This is a genomic window from Haloferax marisrubri (assembly GCF_001469875.2).
GTDB lineage: Archaea > Halobacteriota > Halobacteria > Halobacteriales > Haloferacaceae > Haloferax > Haloferax marisrubri.
On the sequence record NZ_LOPW02000004.1, the window covers coordinates 116,592 to 139,476 of the forward strand.

Below are 22,885 nucleotides of genomic sequence, written 5' to 3' on the forward strand. Positions count from 1 at the left end.
CTACGCCGCGAATTCGGCCTCGGTGACCGCGATTCGGGCGGTTGCGTTTCTGTCGGCCTCGCTCTGTTCGGTCTCGTTCGTCCGCTGGATGACGTAGCGCTGGCCGACCATCGGGTCCAGGAGGCTGTCGACTGGGGCGCGGTCGTCGGTGAGAAGCGGCACGTCATCGGTGGGTTCGTCGTTCCGGTAGGACGTGAGTTCGGCCGCGAGGTCGATGCCGATGTCGCGGCGCTGATTGCGCGCCTGTAGCTCCTCGGCCGTCACGAGCGTGTCGTCTTTCGTCGCCACGACCTCGATGTTCTGGACGACGACGCTCCCCGCGGTGGGGAAGCTATACACCTGCGGGTAGACCGACCGCATCGTTTTGTACTCCGCGCGGTAGAACTGCGAGGCCGGGCCGCTCGGCGCGGAGATGACGTTGGCGAACAAGATTCCGTCCTCGTCGAGGCGGTCCGAGGTGAGCTGCATGAACTCCTGTGTCGTCAGTTGGAACGGGACCTTGTCCTTCCGGTAGGCGTCGAGGACGATGAGGTCGTACGTTTGGTTCGTCTCCCTGAGGTACTGCCGGCCGTCCATCGTGTGGACGTTGAGCCGGGGCGACTCCTCGACGCCGAAGTACTCCTCGGCGACGGAGACGACCTCGGGGTCGAGTTCGACCACGTCGACGGTCACGTTCGGATACTGCTCCAAGAACACGCGCGGGCCGGTGAATCCGCCGCCGCCGACGAACAGCACCCGGTCGATGTCGTCGGACAGGAGGAAGGGGACGTGGAAGTACGAGGTGTAGTCGAAGACGTGGCGCGTCGGGTCGTCGAGGTCCATCGCGCTGTGGGGTTGGCCGTCGAGGTAGAGCGTCCGCGTCCCGCCCGCGTCGGCGACGCGAAGCTCCTGATAGGCGGTCTGCGTGTGGTACACCGTGGTGCCGCGGGAGTCGAGACCGACGCCGCCGGTCAGCGACGCGAGGACGAGGACGGCGGCGATGCCGACGCTCCAGACCGCCTCGTCGCGGCCGATGTTCGGCCGGGCGAGCGCGAGCGCGGTCGCCACCGAGATGAGGCCGAAGACGAGTCCGATGTTGGTGACGCTCAGCGAGGGGATGAGGAAGTACGTGGTGGCGAACGCGCCGATGATACTGCCGACGGTTCCGACGGCGTAGACGTGGCCCGAGGCCGCGCCCACGTCGGACCGGCCGGAGAGTTCGGCCGCGTAGGGGCTGATGAAGCCGAGGAAGTAGGTCGGCGGGCCGAACAGGAGCGTAATCGCCGGAAGCGATGCGAACCGGCTCGGGAGGGGGAGCCCGGCGGTCGACTGGATGAACAAATCCCCGACGAGGATGACGCCGGCGATGTAGGCGGCCGTGCCGACGAAGACGCGGACGAGCGCGCTGTTCGACGCCTCCGTGGCCCGCTGGCCGCCGTGGTGGTAGCCGAGACTCAGCGCCGCGAGGAAGACGCCGATGATGCTCCCCCACGTGTAGATGCTGCTGCCAAACTCGGGGGCGACCATGCGACCGGCCAGAATCTCCAAGCCCATGCTCGTGATTCCGGAGACGAACACGGCGAGTTCGGGCCGCGTCATCCGAAGCCACGAGCCGGAGGCCGTCGATGCCATGTCAGTAAGCCAAGGGACGCGGCCGTATTAATTCACGCACGGCGGCGAACCAGACGACGCGAACGCGGTCGCGGTGCGGAACCCGCCGCCTCCGCGACCCGCTCGCGCGAACCTTCTTATCTGATGACGGAGCCAACCCGTCCCATGTCCTCCCTCGTCGCCGCGTCCGACCTCGCCCGCGCCGCCTACTGCCCGCGACAACTCTACTACGCCCGCCGCGACGACGACCGAGCGCCGCCGCCCGCGGTCCGCGAGATTCGCGCGCTCGCCTTCGAGTATCCCGCCCTGCTCGACGGGGCTGACGACGCGCTCGCGGCCCAGCCGATTTCGGTGTCGCCGACGGCGTACCGCGAGAACCTCGCTCGACTCCGCGAGCGCGGCGACTGGGACGCGCTCACCGACCCAGTCGCCCGTGACGTACTCCTCGCGGGGAAAGACTGCCGCGGCGTCGCGCACAAACTCGTGCGGTCGCCCGCCGACGGCGACGAGGACGACCGACCGCCGGTTCCATCACTCGTCTCGCCGGGCGAACCGCCCGACCGCGGCGTCTGGGAACCCCAGCGCGTCAGGGCCGTCGCGCTGGCGAAGGCGCTCGCGTGGGAGCGCGAAACGCCGATACCGCGGGCACTAGTCGAGTACCCGGCGGTCGGCGTCGTCCGGACGGTGGGGCTCACGACCGGGAACAAGGCGGCGTACCGGCGGGCGCTCCGCGTCGCCCGCGACCTCGATTTCGTCCCGTCGCGGCTCCGCGACTCCGCGAAGTGCGAGTCGTGCGCCTACCGGGAGCGCTGCGGCGTGAAAACGTGGTCGCTGTCGTCGCTACTCGGTCGGTGAGAGAGACGGCCGCGGTGATTCCGCGTCGGCGAGTCGGCGCGCCCGTCGAGCTACGCGTCGGCGGCGTGTTCGTCTAACCACGCCTCGATGTCGTCGGCCATCGCGCCGCGACGGTGGACGACGCCGCGACCGGGGTCGACGACGGTGCTCTCGGTGCCGGGGGTCGTCCCGCCGTCGAGGACGACGGCGACCGCGTCACGAATCTCGTCGGAGAGCTGTGAGGGATGGGTGATGCTCCCGGTGCCGGAGCGGTTGGCACTGGTCGCCGTGACGGGCGTCCCGGCCGCGCGGAAGAGGTCCAAGGCGAGTTCGTGGTCGGGAACGCGGACGCCGACGCGGTCCTTCCCGGCGACGAGCGCGTCCGGGAGGCTGTCGCGTCGCTCCACGACGACCGTCACCGGACCGGGGAGGAACCGGCGCATGAACGCCTCCTCGCGGTCGTCGGCGACGACGTGCGCCAGCGCGGCGTCCACGTCGGGGAAGCCGGCGGAGAGCGGTTTGTCTCGGTCGCGGCCCTTGATGTCGAAGACGCGTTCGACCGCGTCGGCGTTCGTCGCGTCCGCGCCCATGCCGTAGACCGTCTCGGTCGGATAGACGACCGCCTCGCCGCGGCGGATGGCGGCGGCGGCACGCTGTACGTCGTCGTCGCTCATGTGCGAACTGACGCGCAACGGGCGAAAAAGCGTGACGAAACGGCGATTCCGCGCGACCGACGCGCGGGGCGGCGCAGGACGGCGCGGCGGGAATCGAGCGCGCGGCCTACAGGTCGTCGAGGGCGTCCGCGATGCCCTCGTAGTCCGGGAAGTCCGGCCACTCGTCGGCGATCCAGCGGTACTGGACCGTCCGGTCCTCGTCGAGGAGGAACACGGCGGGACGGTGTTCGGTGACGCCGGCCATCCCGTCGAGGTCGTGTTCGAGGTCGTAGTCGGCCGCGACGTCGGCCGCGGGGTCCGAAAACAGGCGGGCGTCCACGTCGCGTTCTTCGAGGAACGACTTGTGCTCGTAGGGCGACGAGATGGAGACGCCGACCGTCTGTACGTCCTCCGGGACGCCGCGGTCGCGGAGTTCGTTCCAGACGTACGTCGCGGGGAACGCGCCCGCCATCGTGTGGAACACGAGGAGGACGGGGCCGTCGTCGGTGAGGTCCGAGAGGGCGGCGTCCTCCCAGAACTCCGCGTTGACGAGCGGGCGAGTGAAGTCCGGGGCGGTGTCGCCCTCCGCCGGCGCGTCGTGGTCGGGCAGGGAGACGACGTCGAAGTCGGGCATCAGGCTCCCTCCCCGTAGGTGTTTTCGAGGTACTCGACGATGTTCGCCGACTCGGACATCGTGACGCCGGTGTTGTCGTCGACGATGGCCGGAACCGAGCGCTTACCCGAGACGCGCTTGACGACGTTTCGGTCGGAGTGCATCGGCTCGACGAACCGCGACTGGTAGGCGAGACCCTGCTCGTCGAGCGTGCGGACGACCCGCTCGCAGTACGGGCACGCCTGCAGTCGGTACAGCGTAATCGCCGGTTGCTCGTCGGACATGGGCGGCTGTTAGGAAGAGCGTCGCCTAAGCCCTTCGCTCGCGGGCATCCGCGCCGCAATATCGGTTCGGCGAGGGGCGCGTCGGTCGAGGAAGCAGGGGAACTGGCGGACTGGCGTCGCGCGAAATCGTCGGCCTCCGGGTTCGTCGACCGGCTCAGTAAGGGCGGACGAGACGCCGTCCGAGACGGGTTCGAGGGCAACTCTTAATTCCGGTCCCGCGCAAGACTGTGTAGTTACATGGGTTTGCCGCCGCTACAGTTACCACCAGCCACGACACTCGCGGCCGCACAGGTCTCGAACATTCCGCTGGACGATACGACGATAACGGTCCTCGGCGTAATCGGAATCATCGTCCTGATCGGTCTCTCGGCGTTCTTCTCCTCGTCAGAGATCGCAATGTTCTCGCTCGCAAAACACCGCGTCGACTCGATGGTCGAAGACGGTGTGCCGGGCGCGGAGCGGGTGAAAGCGCTCAAGGACGACCCGCACCGGCTTCTCGTGACCATTCTGGTCGGAAACAACATCGCGAACATCGCGATGTCCTCGATATCGACCGGGCTGCTCGTCTTCGTCGGCTTCCAACAGGGAGAGGCGGTCGCAATCGCGACGTTCGGGATTACGGCAGTCGTCCTGCTGTTCGGCGAGAGCGCGCCGAAATCCTACGCGGTCGAAAACACCGAATCCTGGGCGCTCCGCATCGCGCGGCCCCTCAAGTACGCCGAGCTGCTGTTGCTCCCGCTCGTCGTCTTCTTCGACTACCTGACCCGCGTCATCAACAAGGTCACCGGCGGTCAGACCGCCATCGAAACGACCTACGTCACCCGCGACGAGATTCAGAACCTCATCGAGACGGGCGAGCGCGAGGGCGTCATCGAGGAGGAAGAACGCGAGATGCTCGACCGCATCTTCCGGTTTAACTCGACCATCGCCAAGGAGGTCATGACCCCCCGCCTCGACATGACCGCCGTCCCGAAGGACGCGACCATCGACGAGGCCATCGAGACGTGCGTGCAGGCCGACCACGAGCGGGTCCCCGTGTACGACGGCAACCTCGACAACATCATCGGCATCGTCAACATCCGGAACCTCGTCCGCGAGCAGTACTACGGCGAGCGCGGCGTCGGCATCGCCGACATCGTCTCGCCGACGCTCCACGTCCCCGAGTCGAAGAACGTCGACGAACTCATGGCCGAGATGCAGGACACGCGGATGCAGATGGTCGTCGTCATCGACGAGTTCGGGACCACGGAGGGGCTCATCACCCTCGAAGACATGGTCGAGGAAATCGTCGGCGACATCCTCGAAGGCGACGAGGAAGAGCCGTTCGAGGCGGTCGACGAGAACACCTACCTCGTCCGCGGCGAGGTCAACATCGACGAGGTCAACGAGATGCTCGACATCGAACTCCCCGAGGGCGAGGAGTTCGAGACGCTCGCCGGCTTCATCTTCAACCGCGCCGGCCGCCTCGTCGAGGAGGGCGAGGAGATCAGCTACAACGACATCGTCATCCGCATCGAGCAGGTCGACAACACGCGCATCATGAAAGCGCGCATCCGGACCAACGCGGGCATCGAAGCCGCCGACGGCAACGGCGACGACGAGGAGAACGGCGACGACGAGGAAGCGGAAGTCGAACCCGACACCTGACCGGTCCGGCCCGACCGAACCCGTTCCTCTCGACGTCCGAACCCGATTCGTCCCGACACCCGACTGAACTCGTTTTCCACCCGTCGTGCGCCGCGATTCAGCCGAGGAGCGTAAAGGAGAGAACCACGAGCACCAGCGACGCCAGCGCCAGAAACACCAGTCCGCTCGCGTCGGCGGTGCCGTCGCCGAGGCGGCGCGCCCGCCCGCGGAAGCGAATCGCCAGCGCGAACGCGCCGAGGCCGACGGTCCCGAAGGCGAACCCGCGGAGCGAGATGCCGGTCACGACCGCCATCGCGACGTGGTAGACGCCGAAGGCGGCCCAGAGCGCGGCGACGAGAGTGGCGAGCGCGACGCGGAGGCCACGAACGTTCACAGACCGGGTACGCTCGACACGAGCGTAAAGACGCCGTAGCCCAGTCCGAACGCGAGGGCGAGCGAGCCGATCCACGCGAGGACGGTGTACAGCATCTTCCGCCCGGAGACGCCCGACCCGCCGGCGGCGTAACCCGAGCCGATGATGGCGCTGACGATAATCTCGTTGAACGAGACGGGGACGCCGAGGGCGACGGCGGTCTGGGCGATGGCGAACGAGGGAATCATCGCCGCGATAGAGCGCCGCGGCCCGAGCGAGGAGTAGTCCTGCGCGAGCGCCTTAATCATGCGCGGCGCGCCGGTCCACGACCCCGCGAGGAGGCCCAGTCCGCCGCCGACGAGGAGCGCCGGAAGCGGGACCGCGACCACGTCGAGGAGGGGGACGAGCGGCCCGATGGCGAGGCCGACCTGACTGCCGCCGGCCGAGAAGGCGACGAGGCCGCCGAGGACGAGCAGAAACCACCGCTGGCCGCGGGTCTCGTCGGTCGTGACCCAGCGGCCGACCACCGCGGCCGCGGCGAGGGCGACGAGGAGGGAGGCGGCGACGAACCAGACCGTCTCGCCGAGGCCGCCGACGCCGGTCAGTTCGACCGCGGCGGCCCGAGCAATCGAGGCTGAACCCGACGCGCCGCCGAGCCCCGCGAACTCCATGTTGGCGACGAGCAGGCCGACGATGCCGGCGAGCGCGGGGACGGTCAACTGCTCGGAGACGCCGTCGGCGCGGAGGAGTCTGGCGGTCGCGTACGACGCGCCGCCGCCGACGAACGGGGTGAGCACCCACAGCGAGACGATTTGTTGGTACTTCGCCCACGCGGGGTCGCCGCCCATGGCGAGGCCGACGCCGACGACCGCGCCGGTGACGGTGAAGGCGGTGGCGATGGGATAGCCGGCGAAGACGCCGAGCGCGACGAGCACCGCCGCGGTGAGGAGCGCGACGACTGCGGCTCCCGCGGTCAGCGTGACGCCGCCGATGAGTTCCGTCCCGACCGCGTTGGTGACGTTCGCGCCCTGCAGGAACGCCCCGGAGAAGCCGAGCAGGCCGACGATGAAGCCCGCGCGCATCACCGAGATGGCGTTGGCTCCGACGGCGGGCGCGAAGGGCGTCGACCCCGACGACCCCGCGCCGATGGCCCACGCCATGAACAGGCTGGCGAGGGCGGCGACGACGAACGTGACGAGCGTCGCGGTGGCTACCACGGGCTCACACCTCGACGGTCGGCGGCTGAGGTCCGGTCCATGTCAGCGTCGGCGCGCCTCGTCGTATCCCTCGCTCAGTCCGAGAAGCGTCCGACGGACGAGGAGATAGCCGAAGAAGACGAAGAGTAACAACGCGGCGAGCAACCCGACGAACACGGGATTCCCCGCGAGAAAGTCGACGAGGCCGTCTACGACCAAAGGGTCGGTCATGTGGGTGGGTTCGGCGGGCACGAGGTATAGCAATTTCGGCGACACGTCGTGAAAGAATACGAACACTCATGGGAAAACGCGAGTAACGCCGATTCGATGGCCGACCTCATCCCCTCCAGCCCGGGCGACCCGGACGACGACCGGGACGACCGAGACCCGCGAGTCGTCGGCCTCGACAGCGACGAGGCGGACGACCTGCTCGGCGCCATCTCCTCGTCGACCGCCCGGTCGGTCCTCGCGTCGCTCCACGAGTCGCCGGCGACGCCCTCCGACCTCGCCACCGAGGTCGACACGTCCCTCCAGAACGTCCAGTACCACCTCGGGAACCTCTCGGAAGCGGGCCTCATCGAAGTCGCGGACACGAGGTACTCCGAGAAGGGCCGCGAGATGAAGGTGTACACGCCCGCGGACCGGGCGCTCGTCGTCGTCGCCGGGCGCGAGGACGAGACGAAGGGACTGAAGGGCGCGCTCACGCGCCTCATCGGCGGGGTCGGCGTCCTCGGTATCGGCGCGGCCGTGGTAAACCGGCTCGCTCGAACCGGGTCGGTGCTCCCGTTCGGTTTCAGCACATCGGGCGGTAGTACGGGCGGTTCGGAAGCCGGCCAAAGCGGCGGGTCGGGAGGCGACCTCAACGCGACCTATCAGGGCGATTCAGCCACCACGACCGCGGCCGAGACGACGCCGACCGCGACGCGGACGGCGACCGAAACCGCGACGACGACGACCGACGGCGGCGGCGGGTTCAGCATCGCCGAGGCGACCACGACGGCGGACTCGACGACGCAGACCGCCGAGGCGACACGGACCGCGGCCGAATCGACGCAAACGGTGACGGAAGCCGCACGAACCGTGACGGAGACCGCGACCGCGACGCCGACACCGACGCCGGTTCCGGACACGACGGCCGCACAGACGGCCACGGAGACCGCGGCGCAACTCACGAGCGGGTCGGGCGGACTCGCCGGGACCATCGGGTCGCTCTCGCCGGGGACGCTGTTTTTCCTCGGCGGGTTGACCGTGCTTCTGGCGTGGGTCGCGGTGGGCGTACTGCGTGACTAAAACGGCTGTTTGAGCTTACGGTGCGTATTTGATACCGTCACCCGTAGGGATGAGTACGAGGTTGCGCGTGGCCCCCCAACGGCGACGGGACTGCCATCCGTGCCCCTGCCCCTCACCCCGTCGTCTCGCGCGGCCTCGGACTGTCCCCAACAGGCTTCCCCGGCCTGTTCCCGCTGATTCTTCCGGCCCTCCACCGGACTCCGACGCTACCGCTCGGGAGTGATACGGAACGTCTCGAACGTCTCGCCGTCGACCGTGACGAGTCGCCCGCGGAGGCCGCCGTCCGGCAGTTCCTCCAGTTCCGCGTGCGCCTTGCGGTTGCCCCGCGGTTGGGCGTGGCTCCCCGGGTTGAGGAGCGGAATCGGTCCGGTACCGTCGAAGCCCGGCCGGTGGCTGTGCCCGAAGATGACCGCGTCGGCCCCGCGTTCGCGGCCGAACATCGAAAGCGCGGTGTTCCCGCCGCGGCGGGTGTGGGTCACCGCGAACTCGACGCCGCCGTAGGTGACGTTCCGCGCCGCGGGAATCCGGTCGCGAATCTCGGAGCCGTCGTTGTTGCCGTACACCGCGAGGAAGGTGTCGGCCTCGTCGATGAACGCGTCGAGGACGGACTCGCGCATGAAGTCGCCCGCGTGGACGACGAGGTCGGCCTCGCGGACCGCGTCGAGAGTTCGGTTAGTCAGTCGATGACCGTCCGTGCTGTGGGTGTCTGAGACGACGACGAGCATGCGCGGGGCTATGGCCCGGAGGGATTGAAACCTACCGACTGCGCGGTGGGTCGGTCGGCCCGCCTCGGTCGAAGAGCGGTGTCCCGGTTCTTCGTCGGTAGCTCTATCCCGGCGGGGGGAGTGGCCCACGACATGGCAGGCAGTACGTCCGTCGTCGTCGCCGCGCTCTTCGCGAACGGCGCGATTGCGATTCTCAAGTTCCTCGGCTATCTCGCGACCGGGAGCCCCTCCATGCTCTCCGAAACGTATCACTCCATCTCCGACACCGGCAACCAGGTGTTCCTCCTCATCGGCATCCGCGACAGCAAGCGCGACGAGACGCAGTCGCACCCCTTCGGCTACGGGAAATCACAGTTCTTCTACTCGTTTCTCGTCTCCGTGATGCTGTTCGGTATCGCCGGGTGGGAGTCGGCCAAACACGGCTACGACGCCCTGATGCACCCCGGACACGGCGGGGGCGGTGAGGCGCTCTTCCTGCTCGGCTTCGAAATCGAACCCGTGTTGGTCAACGTCGCCATCCTCCTCGGCGCAATCGCCTTCGAGAGTTACGCCTTCCTGAAGGCGAACGCCGAACTCCGCCGGCAGATGGAGGAGTACGAGTGGAGCGGTCTCGTGGAGGCGTTCCGGGAGACGAGCGACGTGACGACGCTCACGGCGTTCACAGAGGACACCGTCGCCCTCGTCGGCGCGATGCTCGCGCTCGTCGGCATCGGTCTCACCGAACTCACGGGCAACGAGCTGTTCGACGCCGGCGCGGCGCTCCTCATCGGGATACTGCTCATGGGCTTCGCCATCGCGCTCGCGTGGGAGAACAAGCGCCTGCTCATCGGCGAGAGCGTCCCCATGGACGAAGAACAGGCCCTCCGCAACATCGTCAAAAACGACCCGCGGGTCGTCCACATCGACCACTTCCGCGCGAGTTACGTCGGCCCCGAGAAACTGCTCGTCGCCCTCGATGTGAGCTTCGACCCCGAACTCGACACCGAGGAACTCGACGACCACATCAGCGAAATCGAGGCCGAACTCAAGGCGGCCGACGAACGGGTCCACTTCGTCTATATCGAACCCGAACTGTAAGCCGAGCGGGCCGCCAGCGGCCGACTGAATATTTCTCCGATTACCGCGATTCCACCGCGTCGGCGACGAGTTCGACCGCGTTCTCTACGTCCTCCCGCGAGACGTTCAGGTTCGTCGTAAAGCGAGTATGGTACTCGCCGAACGTGCCACCGAGGACGCCCGCGTCGTCGCACAGACTCACGAACTCCTCGGCCGTCAGCCCAGCGCCCTCGGAATCGACGACGACGATGTTCGTGTCGGGCGTCGGCACCGACAGGCCGGAGACGGCGTCGAGCCCCTCGGCGAGGACGCGGGCGTTCTCGTGGTCGTCGGCGAGGCGGTCGACGTTGTCGAGCGCGACGAGTCCCGGCGCGGCGATGAGACCGGCCTGTCGCATACCGCCGCCGAACTGCTTTCTGACGCGGACGGCCTCCTCGATGAACGCTTCGGGACCGGCGAGCATCGAGCCGACGGGCGCGCCGAGTCCCTTCGAGAGACAGAACATCACCGTGTCCACGTGTTCGACCATCGCGGCGGGGTCCTCGTCGAGGGCGACGCAGGCGTTGAACAGGCGCGCGCCGTCGAGGTGGACCGGAATCCCGAGGTCGCTGGCGGCGTCGGCCGCGGCGTCGATATCGGCTTTCGGAATCGCGACGCCGCCGCGGGCGTTGTGAGTGTTTTCGAGGCACAGCACGCCCGTGCCGGCGACGTGAAGCGACTCCTCGCGGGCGTGGTCGCGGACCTGCTCGGGGGTCGGCGCGGCGCGCTCGCCGGCGTCGTACGCGCGGACCTGCAGGCCCGAGAGTTGGGCGAAGCCGCCGACCTCCCACTTGTAGACGTGCGCCTTTGCATCCACGAGCGCCTCCTGCCCGGGGTCGGCGTGAACGCGGGCGGCGATTTGGTTGCCCATCGTCCCCGACGGCACGAACAGCGCGGCCTCCTTGCCGACCAGTTCGGCGGCGCGCGCTTCGAGTTCGTTCACGGTCGGGTCGTCGCCGTACACGTCGTCGCCGACGGCGGCGTCGCGGGCGGCCTCGCGCATCTCGTCGGACGGGAGCGTGACGGTGTCGCTTCGGAGGTCGATCATGCGCGGAGAGACCGCGCCGACGGAGAAATAAACGGTGGTCCGCGGGGCGTTCCCGTCGGGCGTCGCAATATTTGCGCTTCGAAAGGTGTTTGCCCCGGGGACACACACGACGCGGTATGGACCCGCGCATCCGCGAGCACGCACAGACCATCGTCGACCACTCCACGAGCGTCGAGGCCGGCGACAACGTGGTCGTCTCCGCGCCCTCGGTGGCCGAAGACCTCGTCACGGCCATCCACGAACTGCTCGGCGACCGCGGCGCGAACGTCGTCGCGATGGACGCGAACCCGCGGTTCACCCGCGCGTTCCTCCGCGCCGGCGACGACGACTACGAGACGCCCGAGCACGTGCTGGCGCTCTACGAGGAGACGGACGTCATCATCCGCGTCCGCGGCGAGACGAACGCCACCGAACAGAGCGACGTGCCGCCCGAGACGAACGCCGCGTACAAGCGCGCGTACAAACCCGTGCAGGGCGAGATGCTCTCGAAGCGCTGGTGTCTCACCCAGTACCCCGCGAAGGGGAGCGCCCAACTGGCGGGCATGAGCACCGAGGCCTACGAGAACTTCGTCTACGACGCCGTCACTCTCGACTGGGAGGCGCAGGGCGAACTCCAACAGCAGTTGGTCGACATCCTCAACGACGGCGACGAGGTCCGCATCAAATCGGGCGACGAGACCGACGTGACGATGAGCATCGCCGGCAACACCGCCATCAACGACACGGCCGAGCACAACCTCCCCGGCGGGGAAGTGTTCACCGCGCCCGTGAAGGACTCCGTGAACGGCGAGGTCTACTTCGACCTGCCGCTGTACCGGCAGGGCCGCGAGGTCTCCGGCGTCCGCGTCCGCTTCGAGGACGGCGAGGTCGTCGACTACTCCGCCGAGGGCAACGAGGAGGTCTTAGACGGCGTGTTCGACACCGACGAGGGCGCGCGCTACCTCGGCGAACTCGGCATCGGCATGAACCGCAGCATCGACCAGTTCACCTACAACATGCTGTTCGACGAGAAGATGGGCGACACCGTCCACATGGCCGTCGGCTCGGCGTACCCCGAGACGGTCGGCGCGGACAACGAAATCAACGAGAGCGCCGAGCACGTCGACATGATCGTCGACATGTCCGAGGACTCGGTCATCGAGGTCGACGGCGAGGTCGTCCAGCGGGACGGCACGTTCGTCTTCGAAGACGGGTTCTGACCGGGTCGGCGACGCGCCCTCCCGTTCGCGAACAACCCGCAACATTTCGTCTCCAGTTTATCCATCGAGGAATCGCGCCACGTCATCGGGTTTTCCAGTCGAAACAGTAGCCTTCGAACAGCCGCCGAAATCGACACGGAAACGCGGGGTTCGGACGGAGCGTATCGACCGAAAACCGTAGATTCTCCAGTCGAAGCGGTGCCCTCCCAGCTATAGACAGGCATGTGACAACAATACACACATCCCAGTAGGTTTATTTCGAATAGTCGATGAACACGAACCGATGCCAGCGGTTCAGTGCCGGGAGTGTGGACGCGACGTGGCGGTCCACGAGATAGAGACCACCACCAAGACGACACCCGACGGGTTCGACACGAGGTATCGGTGCCCCTACTGCAAGTCGGAGATGCGAGACGTGAAAACGCGAATCGTCTGACGGCGTTACTGGTCGAGGTCGAGTTCGAACTGCTCGTTTTCGGTGACGGAGTTGAGCACGACCGAGGTGTTGGACTCGCGGATGTCCGCGTCGGTGAGCAGTTTCTTGATCTGCGTGTTCATGCCGTCGGTGTCGCGGAACTTGCCGATGGCGATGATGTCGTAGTCGCCGGTGACCTCGTACACCGAAATCATCTGCTTTTCGGCGCGGAGGCGCTCGGTGATGTCGGGGAGCGCAGAGCCCTCGACTTTGAGTTGAATGACGGCGGTTACGTCGTAGCCGAGCGCGTCGTAGTTGACGCGGGGTGTGTAGCCCTCGATGACGCCTTCGTCTTCGAGATCTCGGAGGTGATTGGAGACGGTCGTCACCGACACGTCGAGTTCTTCGGCGAGGCTTCGCAGACTCGCTCGACCGTCGCCGAGGAGTGCGTTGATGAGCTTCGCGTCGAGGTTTTCGTACGTCATTACATCTACACACCGTCCCGGGGCATTAGAATTTTACGAATATCCAATTCTGTGGCAAGCCGCGGGGAATTGCATTAAGCGGAAAGGTCTTTATAGTGCGGGTGTTCGAATCGCGTGTTCAGGAAAATGACGGAAGACAACGCACTCACCGACGGCGGCCTGAGCGACGAGGCACAGGCAGTCATCGACGAGATCGAAGAGAAGAATGTCGACTTCCTCCGACTCCAGTTCACCGACATTCTTGGAACGGTCAAAAACGTCTCCATCCCGGCCTCGCAGGCCGAGAAGGCGTTCACCGAGGGTATCTACTTCGACGGTTCCTCCATCGACGGCTTCGTGCGCATTCAGGAGTCCGACATGCGCCTCGAGCCCGACCCGTCGACGTTCGCCGTCCTCCCGTGGCGGAAGAAGGAAAACAGCGCCGCAGGCCGCCTCATCTGTGACGTGTTCAACACGTCCACCGGCGAGCCCTTCAGCGGCGACCCGCGTGGCGTCCTCAAGCGCGCCATCGAGCGCGCAGAGGAGATGGGCTATGACGTGAACGTCGCCCCCGAACCGGAGTTCTTCCTGTTCGAAGAAGACGAGGACGGCCGCGCGACGACCGTCACGAACGACGCCGGCGGCTACTTCGACCTCGCCCCGAAGGACCTCGCGTCCGACGTGCGCCGCGACATCATCTACGGTCTCGAAAGCATGGGCTTCGACATCGAAGCCTCGCACCACGAGGTCGCCGAGGGCCAGCACGAGATTAACTTCACGTACGACGACGCCCTCTCGACGGCCGACAACGTCGCCACCTTCCGGTCCGTCGTCCGCGCCATCGCGGCCGAACACGACCTCCACGCGACGTTCATGCCCAAGCCCATCCCGCGTATCAACGGCTCCGGCATGCACACCCACATCTCGCTGTTCCAGGACGGCGAGAACGCGTTCCACGACGGCGACGACGAGTTCGACCTGAGCGACACGGCCAAGAGCTTCGTCGCGGGCATCCTCGACCACGCGCCCGCAATCACGGCCGTCGCCGACCCGACAGTCAACTCCTACAAGCGCCTCGTCCCCGGCTACGAAGCGCCGGTCTACATCGCGTGGTCCGACCGCAACCGCTCGGCGCTCATCCGCAAGCCGGCCGCCCGCACGCCGGCCGCCTCGCGTATCGAGGCCCGCTTCCCCGACCCGTCCTGTAACCCGTACCTCGCGTTCGCCGCGCTCATCCACGCCGGTCTCGACGGCGTCGAGAAGGACCTCGACTGCCCCGACCCGGTCCGCGAGAACATCTACGAGTTCGACGAGGAGAAGCGCGAAGAGTACGGCATCGAGACGCTCCCGAAGGACCTCGGCGGCGCAGTCGACGCCCTCGAAGAGGACGAAGTCATCCAGGACGCCCTGGGCGACCACGTCTTCGAGAAGTTCGTCGAAGCCAAGCGCTCCGAGTTCAAGGACTACCTCGTCGACGTCTCCCAGTGGGAACTCGACCGGTACCTCGAGACGTTCTAACCGTCGCGCACGCCTAACACCGATTTTTCTTTCGCGCTCGCTCGCCGGAGAGCAACGGCGACGACGACAGCGCCACACAGAGACCAAACGAGAGTCATCCGCCTCCGGCAGTAGCCGAACCGCGACCGACTCGCGGCCGAGGGTCTACGTGCCCCCGTCCCGTAGCGACGCGCGAATGTCGCTCGTCTCTGACCTCGCGTTCGTCGCGTTCGGGCTCGTCCTGTTCGTTTTCTCTGAGGACATGCGGTTCGCCCGGCGGTTCGGCCCGGTGACGGACGGGGCGCGGTCGTCCGAGACCGGCGGCGTCGCCTTCAGATTTCTCGGCGGTATTTTCGTCGCCGTCGGACTCGCAAAGCTCGCCGGGTTGTGAGCGGGCAGAATCGTCGCAGTCGGAACAGAGAGGTGTCAGTCGCGCCGTCGGTGACGGCCAACGAGTCAGTCAGTCAGTCAGTCAATCAGTCGGCGCGCTGGGTTGCTCCGTTTCCGAGCCCAAGTCGGCCCTGTAACTTCGGCGCGACGAGGATGAACGCGACCACCGCCGCGGTGGCGAGCACCGTCACCGGGACCGAGGCGTCGATTACGTCGACGCCGACCCAGAGGCCGCCCGCACCGAGGAACGCGACGAGCGCGACCGGCGGCGACAGCGTCGAGAGCGACTCGTGGTCGGCGAGTCGCGTCCAGCCGACGAGACCGCCGACCGACCCGCCGAGGGCCGCCGCGGCGTTTTCTGTGTGTCCGGGGACACCCGTGATGGTCACCACCGCGAGCGCGATAACGCTCAGACCGGCCGCGATGGCGAACAGGCGCGCCGGGTCGAGGTGACCGGCGGCGTCGGGGTCGTCCGCGGCGGCGACAGAAAAGACCGCCTTCAGGAAGCCGAGGCCGAGGAGGACGCCGACGACGATATCGACGCCGTAGTGGACGCCGAGGACGACCCGCGAGAGCGAGACGGTGCCGACGACGACCGCCGCGGCGACGAGTCGGCGGCGACGGTCCCACAGGTCGAGAAGCGAGACCGCGGCCCCGTAGACGACGGTCGTCCCGAGGGCGTGGCCGCTCGGGAAGCCGAAGCCGTCGTCGGTCGTGAACGAGACGAACAGGTCCGAAAGCGGCGACGGCCACGCAGGGGCGTCGGCCACGGCCGCGGTCGGCGGTCGCGGCAGGGCGAAGCCGACTTTCAGCGCGGTGACGAGCGCCAGCGACCCGAGCGCGAGGCCGACGAAAGAGGCCGCGGTCCGCCGCGGGCGCGCCGTGATTCGAGGCCGACAGAGCCAGTACAGCGACGTGAACGCGACGAAGAAAAACCACTGGTCGCCGAGTTGGGTGACGAGGCCGAACAGGAAGACGAGCGCGTCGGGCGCGTCCGCGAGCACCGTCTCACCGACGCCACGGGTCTGCAGGTACATCGGTTAGCTTCGACGTTCGCGGACCGCGTCGACGGCGCGGCCGGGGAGGCCGAGCGCGTTCAGGCCGATGCCGAAGATGACGAACAGGACGTAGAGCCCGAGCGTCGACAGGAAGATGATGAGCATGGCGACGACCGCGATGAGGTCCGACTGGAGGTAGTAGAACGCGCCGAGCGTGAGGACGACGCCGTAGCCGAGCACGAGGTAGGGACCCCAACCGCGGGCCTTGCCGCGGCGCATCCGGCGGCGGACGTAGCGCTTCAGCTCGGCTTCGAGCTTGGGCTTTTCGACCGTCCGGTCCGTCACGTCGTCCTCGAACGCGTCGAGGTCGGCTCGGAGTTCCTCGACCTGCGATTCCAGCTCCTCGATGTCGGGAGCGCCGCGCGGGGAGACGGACGCGCCGGTCTCCGCGTCGCCGGTGTCCTCCGTCCGCGGCCCATCGGTGTCACCTCGGTCGTCGCTCATATCCGTACGAGCGTCATGTCGGCCTCCCGTATGTTGTACCTGCCGGTCCACTCCGGGCGGTCCCCCCGGCGGGTCACGCGGTTCTCCGGGCGACGCGTCGCCGCCGACCCCCGCGAGGACCGCGTTGACGACCGCGCCGGAAAGCAGGATGAGCCCCGAGAAGTAGAACCACGTCACGAGCAACAGGAGCGTCCCGAGCGCGCCCGCGACTGACGCGCCGGCCACAGACGCGTAGATACCGAAGCCGACACCGAGGACGGTCCAACCGACGGCCGCGAAGATGGTTCCCGGAACGACCTGCCGCGGCGAGAGGTCGGCGTCGGGGAAGACGTAGTACAGCGGGAAGAACGCCGCACAGAGCGTGAGCAGCAACAGGAGCGGCGAGAGCAGTTGGAGGAACGGCACGTCGAGGAGGCCGAGGAGCGCGGTCAGCACCGCGACGCCGATGGTGCCGACGCCGATGCTGGCGAGGGCGATGGTACCGTCTCGGAGCTGGTCGAGGAGGCCGCCCGCCTCCGAACCGTAGATGCGCGAGAAGGCGATATCGAGGCCGCGAAAGAGCTTCAGCGCGCCCCAGACCGTCAACGCGAGGCTCACCGCCCCGACGCTTCCCTGTCCGGTCCGGTCCGTGAGGGCCTCCTCGACGAGGTCCTGTCCGGTCGGGACGAGGTACTGCTCGACGAGCGTCTGGAGTTGCGCCTGCAACTCCGCGCCGCCGACCGCGGTGGCGACGACGACGCCGAGGACGAGAAGCGGAATCAGCGAGACGAGCGCGTAGTACGAGATGCTGGCCGCGAGAAACGAGATTTCCTTCTCCCGAATCGTGTCGACGACGGCCCGCGCGAGAGGGACGACGGTTCGAATCTTGGCGCTCACGTATCACCGAAACGACACGGGAGACAAAGAAGCTACCCGCCGATGCGGTGGCATGAGGCGGTTCCGGGGGGCGGTTGCTCGGGTTCGGGCCGCTCGGGCCAAGGGGTCGTTCTCAGGATTCAGGGTCGAGCGCGGCGGTCGCCTCGCGAATCTCCGCGACCGTCGCGTCGGTCTTGAACGCGGTGCCGTGGTAGTGCGCGGGGGTGGCGTCGTAGCCGGCGTCGCGGAGCGTTTCGAGGAACGTCTCCATCTTCGAGGCCGAGCGTCCCCAGAGCTTACAGAGGCGGTGCTGGTCGAAGTGGGTCGGCGTGTCGAGTTCGACCGCGAGCGTGTCGAGGAGTTTGCGAGCGCGTTTCGCGGTGCCGAAGTCCTCTGTCACCTCGTCGCGGACAGCCTCGGCGAACGCCGGTTCGGAGACGGGACCGAGCCAGATGGGGCCGGCTTCGAGAATCCGGGTCGAGTCGCAGTTGGCGCACGCCTCGGGCGGGTGGGCGATGAGCGAGTGCTCGGCCTCGCGGTGGAGGCAGTCCTCGCAGTGGTAGACGAAGCCGGTCGATTCGAGGAGTTCGTCGGCCTTCGTCGCCCGCTCGTCGAGTTCGAGATACGCCCGCGCGTAGTGGCGCGTCGCGTGCGAGAGAATCGGGACGGCGGCCTTGTCGTAGCGGGCGGCGGTGCGGACCATCGCGCCGAGGAGGGTCCGAAGGCCCATCTCGGGGTGGTAGTCGGTGTTCTGCGGGAGACAGCCGTACTTCCGGATGCCGCTTTTCTGGTGTGCGCCGCACAGCGGGGCGGTGTCGGTGGCGGTGACGCAGACGAGGTCGCGGGTGTTGGCGAAGGCGGGGTCCGCGAAGGGCATCGGCGTGCCGAAGGGGTCGAGGTCGACCACGTCGAAGACGGAGTCGTACATGAGGGCGTTGGCGTTTCGGTGGACCGCCTCGCCGCCGTTGCCGGCGCGGTCGAGGTTCGACTGGGCGAGTTCGACGGCGTCGGTGTCGAGGTCGGCGCAGGTCACGTCGTAGCCCTCGGCGGCGGCGCGGACGCCCCGGATGCCCGAGGCGGCCATCGCGTCGAGGTAGCTCTCGGCGCGGGGTTCGCGCTCGCGGAAGGCGCGGAGGACGGCCGCGGTGATGTCCCGGTTCAACTCCTGTGTGGGGTTGTAGAAGACATCGTCGCCGGTCCCCGCTGACGCCCCGTCGCGGGCGTCGGGAACCTCGATTTCGACGCCTCCCTCGCTCACGTGCATACCCGCAGTCGCCCGCGCGGGCGGAAACCGGTTGCGATGCGATTGTGCGATGCGGTTGTACGACGCGATTGCGACGCGATTGCGCGACGCGGTTGCGGCGGTCGGTCCACCCTGCGGCATCGAATGCGTTTTCACCGCCACCGACGAACTCGGGGGCGTGGACCCGGCCGACGACTGGCGAGCGGCGCTCGCGGAGACCGGGCGGCTCTCGCCGAAAATCGTGCAGGCCATCGTCGACGCCCACGGCGACCGGGGCGTCACGGCCATCGAGGCCGTCTCCGAGCGACGGGTGAAGCGCTACCGCGACTTCGACGTGGTCGTCGGCTACGACGACGAGTACGTGGTCGAAGACCGCGGCTGTACCTGCAAGGACTCCCAGTACAACCTCGACCCCGACGAGGGCGAGCGCTGCTGGCACGTCCTCGCGGTCGACGTGGCCGAGGCGCTCGACGAACTCGACCACCACGACATGTGGTACTCCGACGTGCGGGAATTTCTGTAATCACACGTCTCGGCCGCGCCCCCGTTCGGTCCGTCGCCGCGCCGCGGGAACGACCACAATCCTTTCCGAACCCCGCCGCGAACCTCGGGCCAACGGATGGCTGATTTCGACCTCTCTATCGACGAAAAGCGGGTGTACGCGGACAAGTCCGGCAAGCAGACGGCGTACGTCGCCGCCGGCGTCGGGGTCGTGACCGTCGACGTGTCCGACGACCTCGTCGGCGGCTTCCGCGTCGACCACCGGTGTACCGCGCGTGACGCCGCCGGGTCGCCCGGAGAAGTCGCCGTCGCTACCGACGAGGACGTGCTACTCGTGCAGAGCGACGACTACCACGAACTCGACTTCGGCCCCGCGACGGCCGTCGGCTTCCACCGCAATCGCGTCGTCGCCGCCGACGATGCGGGGCGCGTCGCCCGCTTCGACGAGTCCGGGTGGACCGACCTCGGCGAGGTCGAGTCGGTCCGCGCCCTCGACGGGAGCCTCGTCGCGGCCGAAGACGGCGTCTACCGCGTCGGCGACGACGGTCTCTCGCACGTCGGCCTGGACGACGTGAACGACGTGTCCGACCCCGCGGGCCGCCTCGGCGGCGACTCGGGGACCCCGCTCGCCGCGACCGACTCGGGACTGTACGCGCTCGGCAACGGCTGGATGGACGCGCTCGACGGGTCGTTTTCGGCGGTCGCGTCGATGCCGGACGGCCGCGCCCACGCGGTCGGGCCTGACGGCGTCGTCGCGCGCGACGACGAAGCGGGCGCGTGGGACGACGCACCGATTCCGCTGGACGAGACGGTCGTCGCGCTCGCTCACGACGCTCGGGCCGCCTACGCCGTCACCGACGCGGGGAGCTTCTGCGTTCGGCTGACCGGGGGCGACTGGCGGACGCAGGTGCTCGGGTTAGACACGGTCGGCGTCGCGGTTCGCTGACACACGACGGGGCTGAACACAACGAAAAGCGGTTTTACCCCCCACGAGAGACGAACGGGTATGCTCGTACCCGGCGCATCCTCCCAGGCACTCGCGGCCGCGCTCGCCGCCGAACTCGGCGAGTCGCTCGCGGCCGTCGAGTACGACCGCTTCCCCGACGGCGAGACGCTGGCCGCGGTCCCCGGTTTCGACGCCGACGCCGCCACCATCGTCGCCAGCACCGCCAGCAACGACGCCTACGTCGAACTGCTCCAACTGCAGGACGCCGTCCGCGAGGCCGGCGCGTCCGCGGTCACGACGGTCATCCCGTACATGGGCTACGCGCGACAGGACAAGGCGTTCGAGGCCGGCCACCCGATTTCGGCCCGCGCGGTCGCCCGCGCCGTCAGCACGACGACCGACCGCGTCGTGCTCGTCAACCCCCACGAGGATGCCGTCGCCGACTTCTTCGACGTGCCCGTCGATATCGTCGACGCCGCCGGGCGACTCGCCGAACCGCTCCCGGAACTCGACGACCCGCTGTTTCTGTCACCCGACTCGGGGGCCATCGACATCGCCGAGACCGTCCGCGACGCCTACGGCGAGGGCGAGACCGACTACTTCGAGAAGGTGCGCCACTCCGGGACCGACGTGGAAATCACGCCGAGCGACGCCGATTTCGCGGGCCGCGACGTGGTCATCACCGACGACATCATCGCCACCGGGTCGACCATGAGCGAGGCGGTCGGGGTCCTCGCCGACGGCGGCGCGAAGCGCGTCTTCTGTGCGACCGTCCACCCGCTGCTCGCTCGCAACGCCCGCACGAAACTCGTACGCGCCGGTATCGAGCGCGTCGTCGGCACCGACACCATCGAACGCGACGTGAGCGAGGTGTCCGTCGCGCCCGCCCTCGCCGACGAACTCGAACGGTAACAGACCACACAGTCTCTCGAAACGGTTTTCCCAGTCCCCGTATCTCGGAGTAACATGGGACGCTACGGAGACATCGATTACCCGCGGATGACTAAGACCGGCCTCGGACTGGGGCTCGCGCTGTTCCTGTTCGGCGCTGTCGGCGCGAAAGTCGCCCTCGCCATGAGCGGCGGTTCCATCCCCGGTTGGGAGCGCACGCTGTTTTTCGACGCCGAGTGGATCGGCATCGCGCTGGTTCTGTTCTCGCCGATTATCTTCGGCATCGTGCTCCCGCTCACGGAGTAGATGGCCGACGCCGACCCGCGGTTCCCCGACGACGACGAGACGCTCGTCCTCGAACCCGACTGCGCGCGCTGTCCGGCGCTCGTCGAGTGCCGAAACCGAATCTCGTGGGGCGTCGGCCCCGACGACGCGACCGTGATGGTCGTCGGCGAAGCGCCGGGCGCGGGCAACCCCGACGCCGACCGCTGGCGGGGCGGCAACTGGACCGGAATGTCCTACACGGCCCGGCACTCGGGCCGCCGCATCCGCGAGACGATGGCCGCCGTCGGCTACGAGTCGGGCGTCTTCTACACGAACGCGGTCAAGTGCTTCCCCTCGGACGGCGAGGGGTCGAACCGCGCGCCCACGGCCGCCGAGAAGGCGAACTGCCGCGACCACCTCGTCGCCGAACTCGAAGCCGTCGACCCCGACGTGGTGGTCCCGACCGGCCGCCACGCGACCGAAAGCGTCCTCGCGCTCGACGACACCTCGCTGGACGGGTTCCTCGATACCGTCCTCGAACCCGTCGAGAGCGAGCGGTTCGGCTACACCGTGGTCCCGCTTTTGCACCCTTCCTACCGCGACGTGTGGCTCTCCCGACTCGGCTACGAGTTAGACGAGTATCTGGAAACGTTGGCGGCGCTGTTGCCCGAGCGATAGCCCTCCGGGACAGACAGTAGTTGGCGTCTACTAGGAGTGCGTTGCAACTCGTCTCGGAGTCAGACTGGCACGTCAGTCGAGAGGCATCAGGCCAACCAAGTGTCGGCATCCTAATCGAACGCTTCGTCGGGACTTACCGAGCGATAGTTTACTGCGAGACGACCGGTAGTCTGGTCAGGGTGTCTTCATCCACACGACCCGAGTCGCGTGGAACTTCTTTTTCTGGACCTCGCCTTGGTTGTGGAGTTGGTTGAGATAGTAATTCGTCGTCGTACGTGGCAGGCCGAGTTTGTCCCCGAGTTCACTAGCAGTATACGGTTCGTAGACAGTCATTCCGGCGAGGACGTCTTCGAGACTCATCCGGGTGGTAAACTGGCCGTCCTTTTTCCGCGGTTGCGAGTCTGTGTTGCTCATGTGTCCAATTTTATAGGCGTGCTTGTTGAATATAAACACATATTATTGCGCAATTCGGAAGACATATTGCGCAATTCGGGAGGGAATTGCGCGCAATCTGAAGTGATTTGTCTGGACAGTCGCCGGCGATTGCGCAATCGAGAGTCGATTGCAGTTGCGATTGCGTGCAATTGTGTCTCACACAGACGAGTCCCCGCCAATCGACGGGGAGACGTTGGGGCGACGCGTTCCACCTGTGCCAACAGCGAGACAGACGAGACAACTAGCAGACGAGACGGTACGCACGGACCGGTCCGAAC

The 22,885-nt window shown here is 67.5% G+C and carries 27 protein-coding genes; 13 read left to right on the forward strand and 14 right to left on the reverse strand.

From position 1 onward, the window contains the following. A complete protein-coding gene (locus AUR65_RS02775; RefSeq protein ID WP_058568273.1) occupies positions 1 to 1,611 on the reverse strand; it encodes a spermidine synthase in 1,611 nt (536 codons plus the stop codon). A gap of 144 nt (positions 1,612 to 1,755) precedes the next feature. Here AUR65_RS02775 and AUR65_RS02780 point away from each other — a divergent pair, with 144 nt between their 5' ends. After that, complete coding sequence (locus AUR65_RS02780) at positions 1,756 to 2,445, forward strand: CRISPR-associated protein Cas4 (protein WP_058568274.1); 690 nt, start codon at positions 1,756 to 1,758, stop codon at positions 2,443 to 2,445. A 50-nt stretch (positions 2,446 to 2,495) separates the two neighbouring features. On the opposite strand, the gene AUR65_RS02785 is transcribed toward AUR65_RS02780, so the two are convergent. From AUR65_RS02785 to AUR65_RS02795, 3 genes are all read right to left on the reverse strand, one after another. After that, positions 2,496 to 3,098 carry an L-threonylcarbamoyladenylate synthase gene (locus tag AUR65_RS02785; RefSeq protein ID WP_058568275.1) on the reverse strand — a complete coding sequence of 201 codons (603 nt, stop codon included), beginning with the start codon at positions 3,096 to 3,098 and terminating at the stop codon, positions 2,496 to 2,498. A 106-nt stretch (positions 3,099 to 3,204) separates the two neighbouring features. Further along, positions 3,205 to 3,711: a redoxin domain-containing protein gene (locus AUR65_RS02790; RefSeq protein WP_058568276.1), complete on the reverse strand. Its 507-nt coding sequence runs from the start codon at positions 3,709 to 3,711 to the stop codon at positions 3,205 to 3,207. After that, entirely contained in the window at positions 3,711 to 3,974 is a 264-nt protein-coding gene (locus tag AUR65_RS02795) for a glutaredoxin family protein (protein WP_004968989.1), read from the reverse strand. The genes AUR65_RS02790 and AUR65_RS02795 overlap by 1 nt, the downstream gene beginning before the upstream one ends. A gap of 237 nt (positions 3,975 to 4,211) precedes the next feature. On the opposite strand from AUR65_RS02795, the gene AUR65_RS02800 reads away from it, so the two are divergent. Then, positions 4,212 to 5,621 carry a hemolysin family protein gene (locus AUR65_RS02800; protein WP_058568277.1) on the forward strand — a complete coding sequence of 470 codons (1,410 nt, stop codon included), beginning with the start codon at positions 4,212 to 4,214 and terminating at the stop codon, positions 5,619 to 5,621. 97 nt (positions 5,622 to 5,718) lie between these two features. Here AUR65_RS02800 and AUR65_RS02805 read toward each other — a convergent pair whose 3' ends face one another. The 3 genes from AUR65_RS02805 to AUR65_RS19845 are packed head-to-tail and all read right to left on the reverse strand — an operon-like array spanning position 5,719 to position 7,400. Next, on the reverse strand, positions 5,719 to 5,994 hold the full coding sequence (locus AUR65_RS02805; RefSeq protein ID WP_058568278.1) for a hypothetical protein: 276 nt from the start codon (positions 5,992 to 5,994) through the stop codon (positions 5,719 to 5,721). After that, on the reverse strand, positions 5,991 to 7,190 hold the full coding sequence (locus tag AUR65_RS02810; protein ID WP_058568279.1) for an inorganic phosphate transporter: 1,200 nt from the start codon (positions 7,188 to 7,190) through the stop codon (positions 5,991 to 5,993). Before AUR65_RS02810 ends, AUR65_RS02805 begins: the two co-directional genes overlap by 4 nt. A 42-nt stretch (positions 7,191 to 7,232) precedes the next feature. Next, positions 7,233 to 7,400, reverse strand: coding sequence for a DUF7859 family protein (locus AUR65_RS19845; RefSeq protein ID WP_006600765.1), 168 nt, complete (start codon positions 7,398 to 7,400; stop codon positions 7,233 to 7,235). Positions 7,401 to 7,496: 96 nt separating this feature from the next. Between AUR65_RS19845 and AUR65_RS02820 the strand changes: the two genes are divergently transcribed. Beyond that, complete coding sequence (locus AUR65_RS02820) at positions 7,497 to 8,459, forward strand: ArsR/SmtB family transcription factor (RefSeq protein ID WP_058568281.1); 963 nt, start codon at positions 7,497 to 7,499, stop codon at positions 8,457 to 8,459. Between the two features lie 206 nt (positions 8,460 to 8,665). Here AUR65_RS02820 and AUR65_RS02825 read toward each other — a convergent pair whose 3' ends face one another. After that, a complete protein-coding gene (locus AUR65_RS02825; protein WP_058568282.1) occupies positions 8,666 to 9,184 on the reverse strand; it encodes a metallophosphoesterase in 519 nt (172 codons plus the stop codon). A gap of 132 nt (positions 9,185 to 9,316) precedes the next feature. Here AUR65_RS02825 and AUR65_RS02830 point away from each other — a divergent pair, with 132 nt between their 5' ends. Continuing rightward, the gene (locus tag AUR65_RS02830; protein ID WP_058568283.1) at positions 9,317 to 10,261 is read left to right on the forward strand and encodes a cation diffusion facilitator family transporter; all 945 of its coding nucleotides are present in this window, start codon (positions 9,317 to 9,319) and stop codon (positions 10,259 to 10,261) included. 40 nt (positions 10,262 to 10,301) lie between these two features. On the opposite strand, the gene AUR65_RS02835 is transcribed toward AUR65_RS02830, so the two are convergent. Further along, on the reverse strand, positions 10,302 to 11,327 hold the full coding sequence (locus AUR65_RS02835; protein WP_058568284.1) for a threonine aldolase family protein: 1,026 nt from the start codon (positions 11,325 to 11,327) through the stop codon (positions 10,302 to 10,304). A gap of 116 nt (positions 11,328 to 11,443) precedes the next feature. Here AUR65_RS02835 and AUR65_RS02840 point away from each other — a divergent pair, with 116 nt between their 5' ends. Next, on the forward strand, positions 11,444 to 12,526 hold the full coding sequence (locus AUR65_RS02840) for an aminopeptidase (RefSeq protein WP_058568285.1): 1,083 nt from the start codon (positions 11,444 to 11,446) through the stop codon (positions 12,524 to 12,526). Positions 12,527 to 12,809: 283 nt separating this feature from the next. Further along, the gene (locus tag AUR65_RS19850; RefSeq protein ID WP_004045356.1) at positions 12,810 to 12,962 is read left to right on the forward strand and encodes a hypothetical protein; all 153 of its coding nucleotides are present in this window, start codon (positions 12,810 to 12,812) and stop codon (positions 12,960 to 12,962) included. A gap of 5 nt (positions 12,963 to 12,967) precedes the next feature. On the opposite strand, the gene lrp is transcribed toward AUR65_RS19850, so the two are convergent. Continuing rightward, on the reverse strand, positions 12,968 to 13,426 hold the full coding sequence (gene lrp, locus AUR65_RS02845) for an HTH-type transcriptional regulator Lrp (RefSeq protein WP_004973746.1): 459 nt from the start codon (positions 13,424 to 13,426) through the stop codon (positions 12,968 to 12,970). Between the two features lie 126 nt (positions 13,427 to 13,552). On the opposite strand from lrp, the gene glnA reads away from it, so the two are divergent. Both glnA and AUR65_RS02855 read left to right on the forward strand, forming a co-directional pair. After that, entirely contained in the window at positions 13,553 to 14,923 is a 1,371-nt protein-coding gene (gene glnA / locus AUR65_RS02850; protein ID WP_058568286.1) for a type I glutamate--ammonia ligase, read from the forward strand. A gap of 175 nt (positions 14,924 to 15,098) precedes the next feature. Next, on the forward strand, positions 15,099 to 15,293 hold the full coding sequence (locus AUR65_RS02855) for a hypothetical protein (RefSeq protein ID WP_058568287.1): 195 nt from the start codon (positions 15,099 to 15,101) through the stop codon (positions 15,291 to 15,293). Between the two features lie 85 nt (positions 15,294 to 15,378). Here AUR65_RS02855 and AUR65_RS02860 read toward each other — a convergent pair whose 3' ends face one another. The 3 genes from AUR65_RS02860 to AUR65_RS02870 all read right to left on the reverse strand — a co-directional run bounded on the left by AUR65_RS02860 (position 15,379) and on the right by AUR65_RS02870 (position 18,913). Continuing rightward, positions 15,379 to 16,329 (reverse strand): phosphatase PAP2 family protein, encoded by a 951-nt coding sequence (locus tag AUR65_RS02860; RefSeq protein WP_058568288.1) that lies wholly within the window; start codon positions 16,327 to 16,329, stop codon positions 15,379 to 15,381. 3 nt (positions 16,330 to 16,332) lie between these two features. Further along, positions 16,333 to 17,670 carry a YihY/virulence factor BrkB family protein gene (locus tag AUR65_RS02865; protein WP_058568289.1) on the reverse strand — a complete coding sequence of 446 codons (1,338 nt, stop codon included), beginning with the start codon at positions 17,668 to 17,670 and terminating at the stop codon, positions 16,333 to 16,335. 112 nt (positions 17,671 to 17,782) lie between these two features. Then, entirely contained in the window at positions 17,783 to 18,913 is a 1,131-nt protein-coding gene (locus tag AUR65_RS02870; protein ID WP_058568290.1) for a tRNA (guanine(26)-N(2))-dimethyltransferase, read from the reverse strand. Positions 18,914 to 19,070: 157 nt separating this feature from the next. Here AUR65_RS02870 and AUR65_RS02875 point away from each other — a divergent pair, with 157 nt between their 5' ends. From AUR65_RS02875 to AUR65_RS02895, 5 genes are all read left to right on the forward strand, one after another. Further along, positions 19,071 to 19,415, forward strand: coding sequence for an SWIM zinc finger family protein (locus AUR65_RS02875; protein WP_058568414.1), 345 nt, complete (start codon positions 19,071 to 19,073; stop codon positions 19,413 to 19,415). Positions 19,416 to 19,511: 96 nt separating this feature from the next. Further along, on the forward strand, positions 19,512 to 20,339 hold the full coding sequence (locus AUR65_RS02880) for an HVO_0234 family beta-propeller protein (RefSeq protein ID WP_058568291.1): 828 nt from the start codon (positions 19,512 to 19,514) through the stop codon (positions 20,337 to 20,339). Between the two features lie 60 nt (positions 20,340 to 20,399). Next, complete coding sequence (locus tag AUR65_RS02885) at positions 20,400 to 21,251, forward strand: ribose-phosphate diphosphokinase (RefSeq protein ID WP_058568292.1); 852 nt, start codon at positions 20,400 to 20,402, stop codon at positions 21,249 to 21,251. A 54-nt stretch (positions 21,252 to 21,305) separates the two neighbouring features. Continuing rightward, on the forward strand, positions 21,306 to 21,536 hold the full coding sequence (locus tag AUR65_RS02890) for a DUF7860 family protein (RefSeq protein ID WP_058568293.1): 231 nt from the start codon (positions 21,306 to 21,308) through the stop codon (positions 21,534 to 21,536). Continuing rightward, positions 21,537 to 22,172, forward strand: coding sequence for a uracil-DNA glycosylase (locus tag AUR65_RS02895; RefSeq protein WP_058568294.1), 636 nt, complete (start codon positions 21,537 to 21,539; stop codon positions 22,170 to 22,172). It abuts the gene before it with no gap. Positions 22,173 to 22,346: 174 nt separating this feature from the next. On the opposite strand, the gene AUR65_RS02900 is transcribed toward AUR65_RS02895, so the two are convergent. After that, complete coding sequence (locus AUR65_RS02900; protein WP_058568295.1) at positions 22,347 to 22,586, reverse strand: helix-turn-helix domain-containing protein; 240 nt, start codon at positions 22,584 to 22,586, stop codon at positions 22,347 to 22,349. Positions 22,587 to 22,885: the final 299 nt, after the last annotated feature.

What these genes read in the sequence shown, in the direction of transcription:
- AUR65_RS02885 (WP_058568292.1), top strand. Translation starts at nt 20,400, where the DNA reads ATGCTCGTACCCGGCGCATCCTCCCAGGCACTCGCGGCCGCGCTCGCC.
- AUR65_RS19850 (WP_004045356.1), top strand. Translation starts at nt 12,810, where the DNA reads ATGCCAGCGGTTCAGTGCCGGGAGTGTGGACGCGACGTGGCGGTCCAC.
- AUR65_RS02895 (WP_058568294.1), top strand. Translation starts at nt 21,537, where the DNA reads ATGGCCGACGCCGACCCGCGGTTCCCCGACGACGACGAGACGCTCGTC.
- AUR65_RS02780 (WP_058568274.1), top strand. Translation starts at nt 1,756, where the DNA reads ATGTCCTCCCTCGTCGCCGCGTCCGACCTCGCCCGCGCCGCCTACTGC.
- AUR65_RS02860 (WP_058568288.1), bottom strand. Translation starts at nt 16,329, where the DNA reads ATGTACCTGCAGACCCGTGGCGTCGGTGAGACGGTGCTCGCGGACGCG.
- AUR65_RS02825 (WP_058568282.1), bottom strand. Translation starts at nt 9,184, where the DNA reads ATGCTCGTCGTCGTCTCAGACACCCACAGCACGGACGGTCATCGACTG.
- AUR65_RS02775 (WP_058568273.1), bottom strand. Translation starts at nt 1,611, where the DNA reads ATGGCATCGACGGCCTCCGGCTCGTGGCTTCGGATGACGCGGCCCGAA.
- AUR65_RS02830 (WP_058568283.1), top strand. Translation starts at nt 9,317, where the DNA reads ATGGCAGGCAGTACGTCCGTCGTCGTCGCCGCGCTCTTCGCGAACGGC.
- AUR65_RS02900 (WP_058568295.1), bottom strand. Translation starts at nt 22,586, where the DNA reads ATGAGCAACACAGACTCGCAACCGCGGAAAAAGGACGGCCAGTTTACC.
- glnA (WP_058568286.1), top strand. Translation starts at nt 13,553, where the DNA reads ATGACGGAAGACAACGCACTCACCGACGGCGGCCTGAGCGACGAGGCA.
- AUR65_RS02800 (WP_058568277.1), top strand. Translation starts at nt 4,212, where the DNA reads ATGGGTTTGCCGCCGCTACAGTTACCACCAGCCACGACACTCGCGGCC.
- AUR65_RS02855 (WP_058568287.1), top strand. Translation starts at nt 15,099, where the DNA reads ATGTCGCTCGTCTCTGACCTCGCGTTCGTCGCGTTCGGGCTCGTCCTG.
- AUR65_RS02890 (WP_058568293.1), top strand. Translation starts at nt 21,306, where the DNA reads ATGGGACGCTACGGAGACATCGATTACCCGCGGATGACTAAGACCGGC.
- AUR65_RS02870 (WP_058568290.1), bottom strand. Translation starts at nt 18,913, where the DNA reads ATGCACGTGAGCGAGGGAGGCGTCGAAATCGAGGTTCCCGACGCCCGC.
- lrp (WP_004973746.1), bottom strand. Translation starts at nt 13,426, where the DNA reads ATGACGTACGAAAACCTCGACGCGAAGCTCATCAACGCACTCCTCGGC.
- AUR65_RS19845 (WP_006600765.1), bottom strand. Translation starts at nt 7,400, where the DNA reads ATGACCGACCCTTTGGTCGTAGACGGCCTCGTCGACTTTCTCGCGGGG.
- AUR65_RS02840 (WP_058568285.1), top strand. Translation starts at nt 11,444, where the DNA reads ATGGACCCGCGCATCCGCGAGCACGCACAGACCATCGTCGACCACTCC.
- AUR65_RS02795 (WP_004968989.1), bottom strand. Translation starts at nt 3,974, where the DNA reads ATGTCCGACGAGCAACCGGCGATTACGCTGTACCGACTGCAGGCGTGC.
- AUR65_RS02880 (WP_058568291.1), top strand. Translation starts at nt 19,512, where the DNA reads ATGGCTGATTTCGACCTCTCTATCGACGAAAAGCGGGTGTACGCGGAC.
- AUR65_RS02820 (WP_058568281.1), top strand. Translation starts at nt 7,497, where the DNA reads ATGGCCGACCTCATCCCCTCCAGCCCGGGCGACCCGGACGACGACCGG.
- AUR65_RS02835 (WP_058568284.1), bottom strand. Translation starts at nt 11,327, where the DNA reads ATGATCGACCTCCGAAGCGACACCGTCACGCTCCCGTCCGACGAGATG.
- AUR65_RS02785 (WP_058568275.1), bottom strand. Translation starts at nt 3,098, where the DNA reads ATGAGCGACGACGACGTACAGCGTGCCGCCGCCGCCATCCGCCGCGGC.
- AUR65_RS02790 (WP_058568276.1), bottom strand. Translation starts at nt 3,711, where the DNA reads ATGCCCGACTTCGACGTCGTCTCCCTGCCCGACCACGACGCGCCGGCG.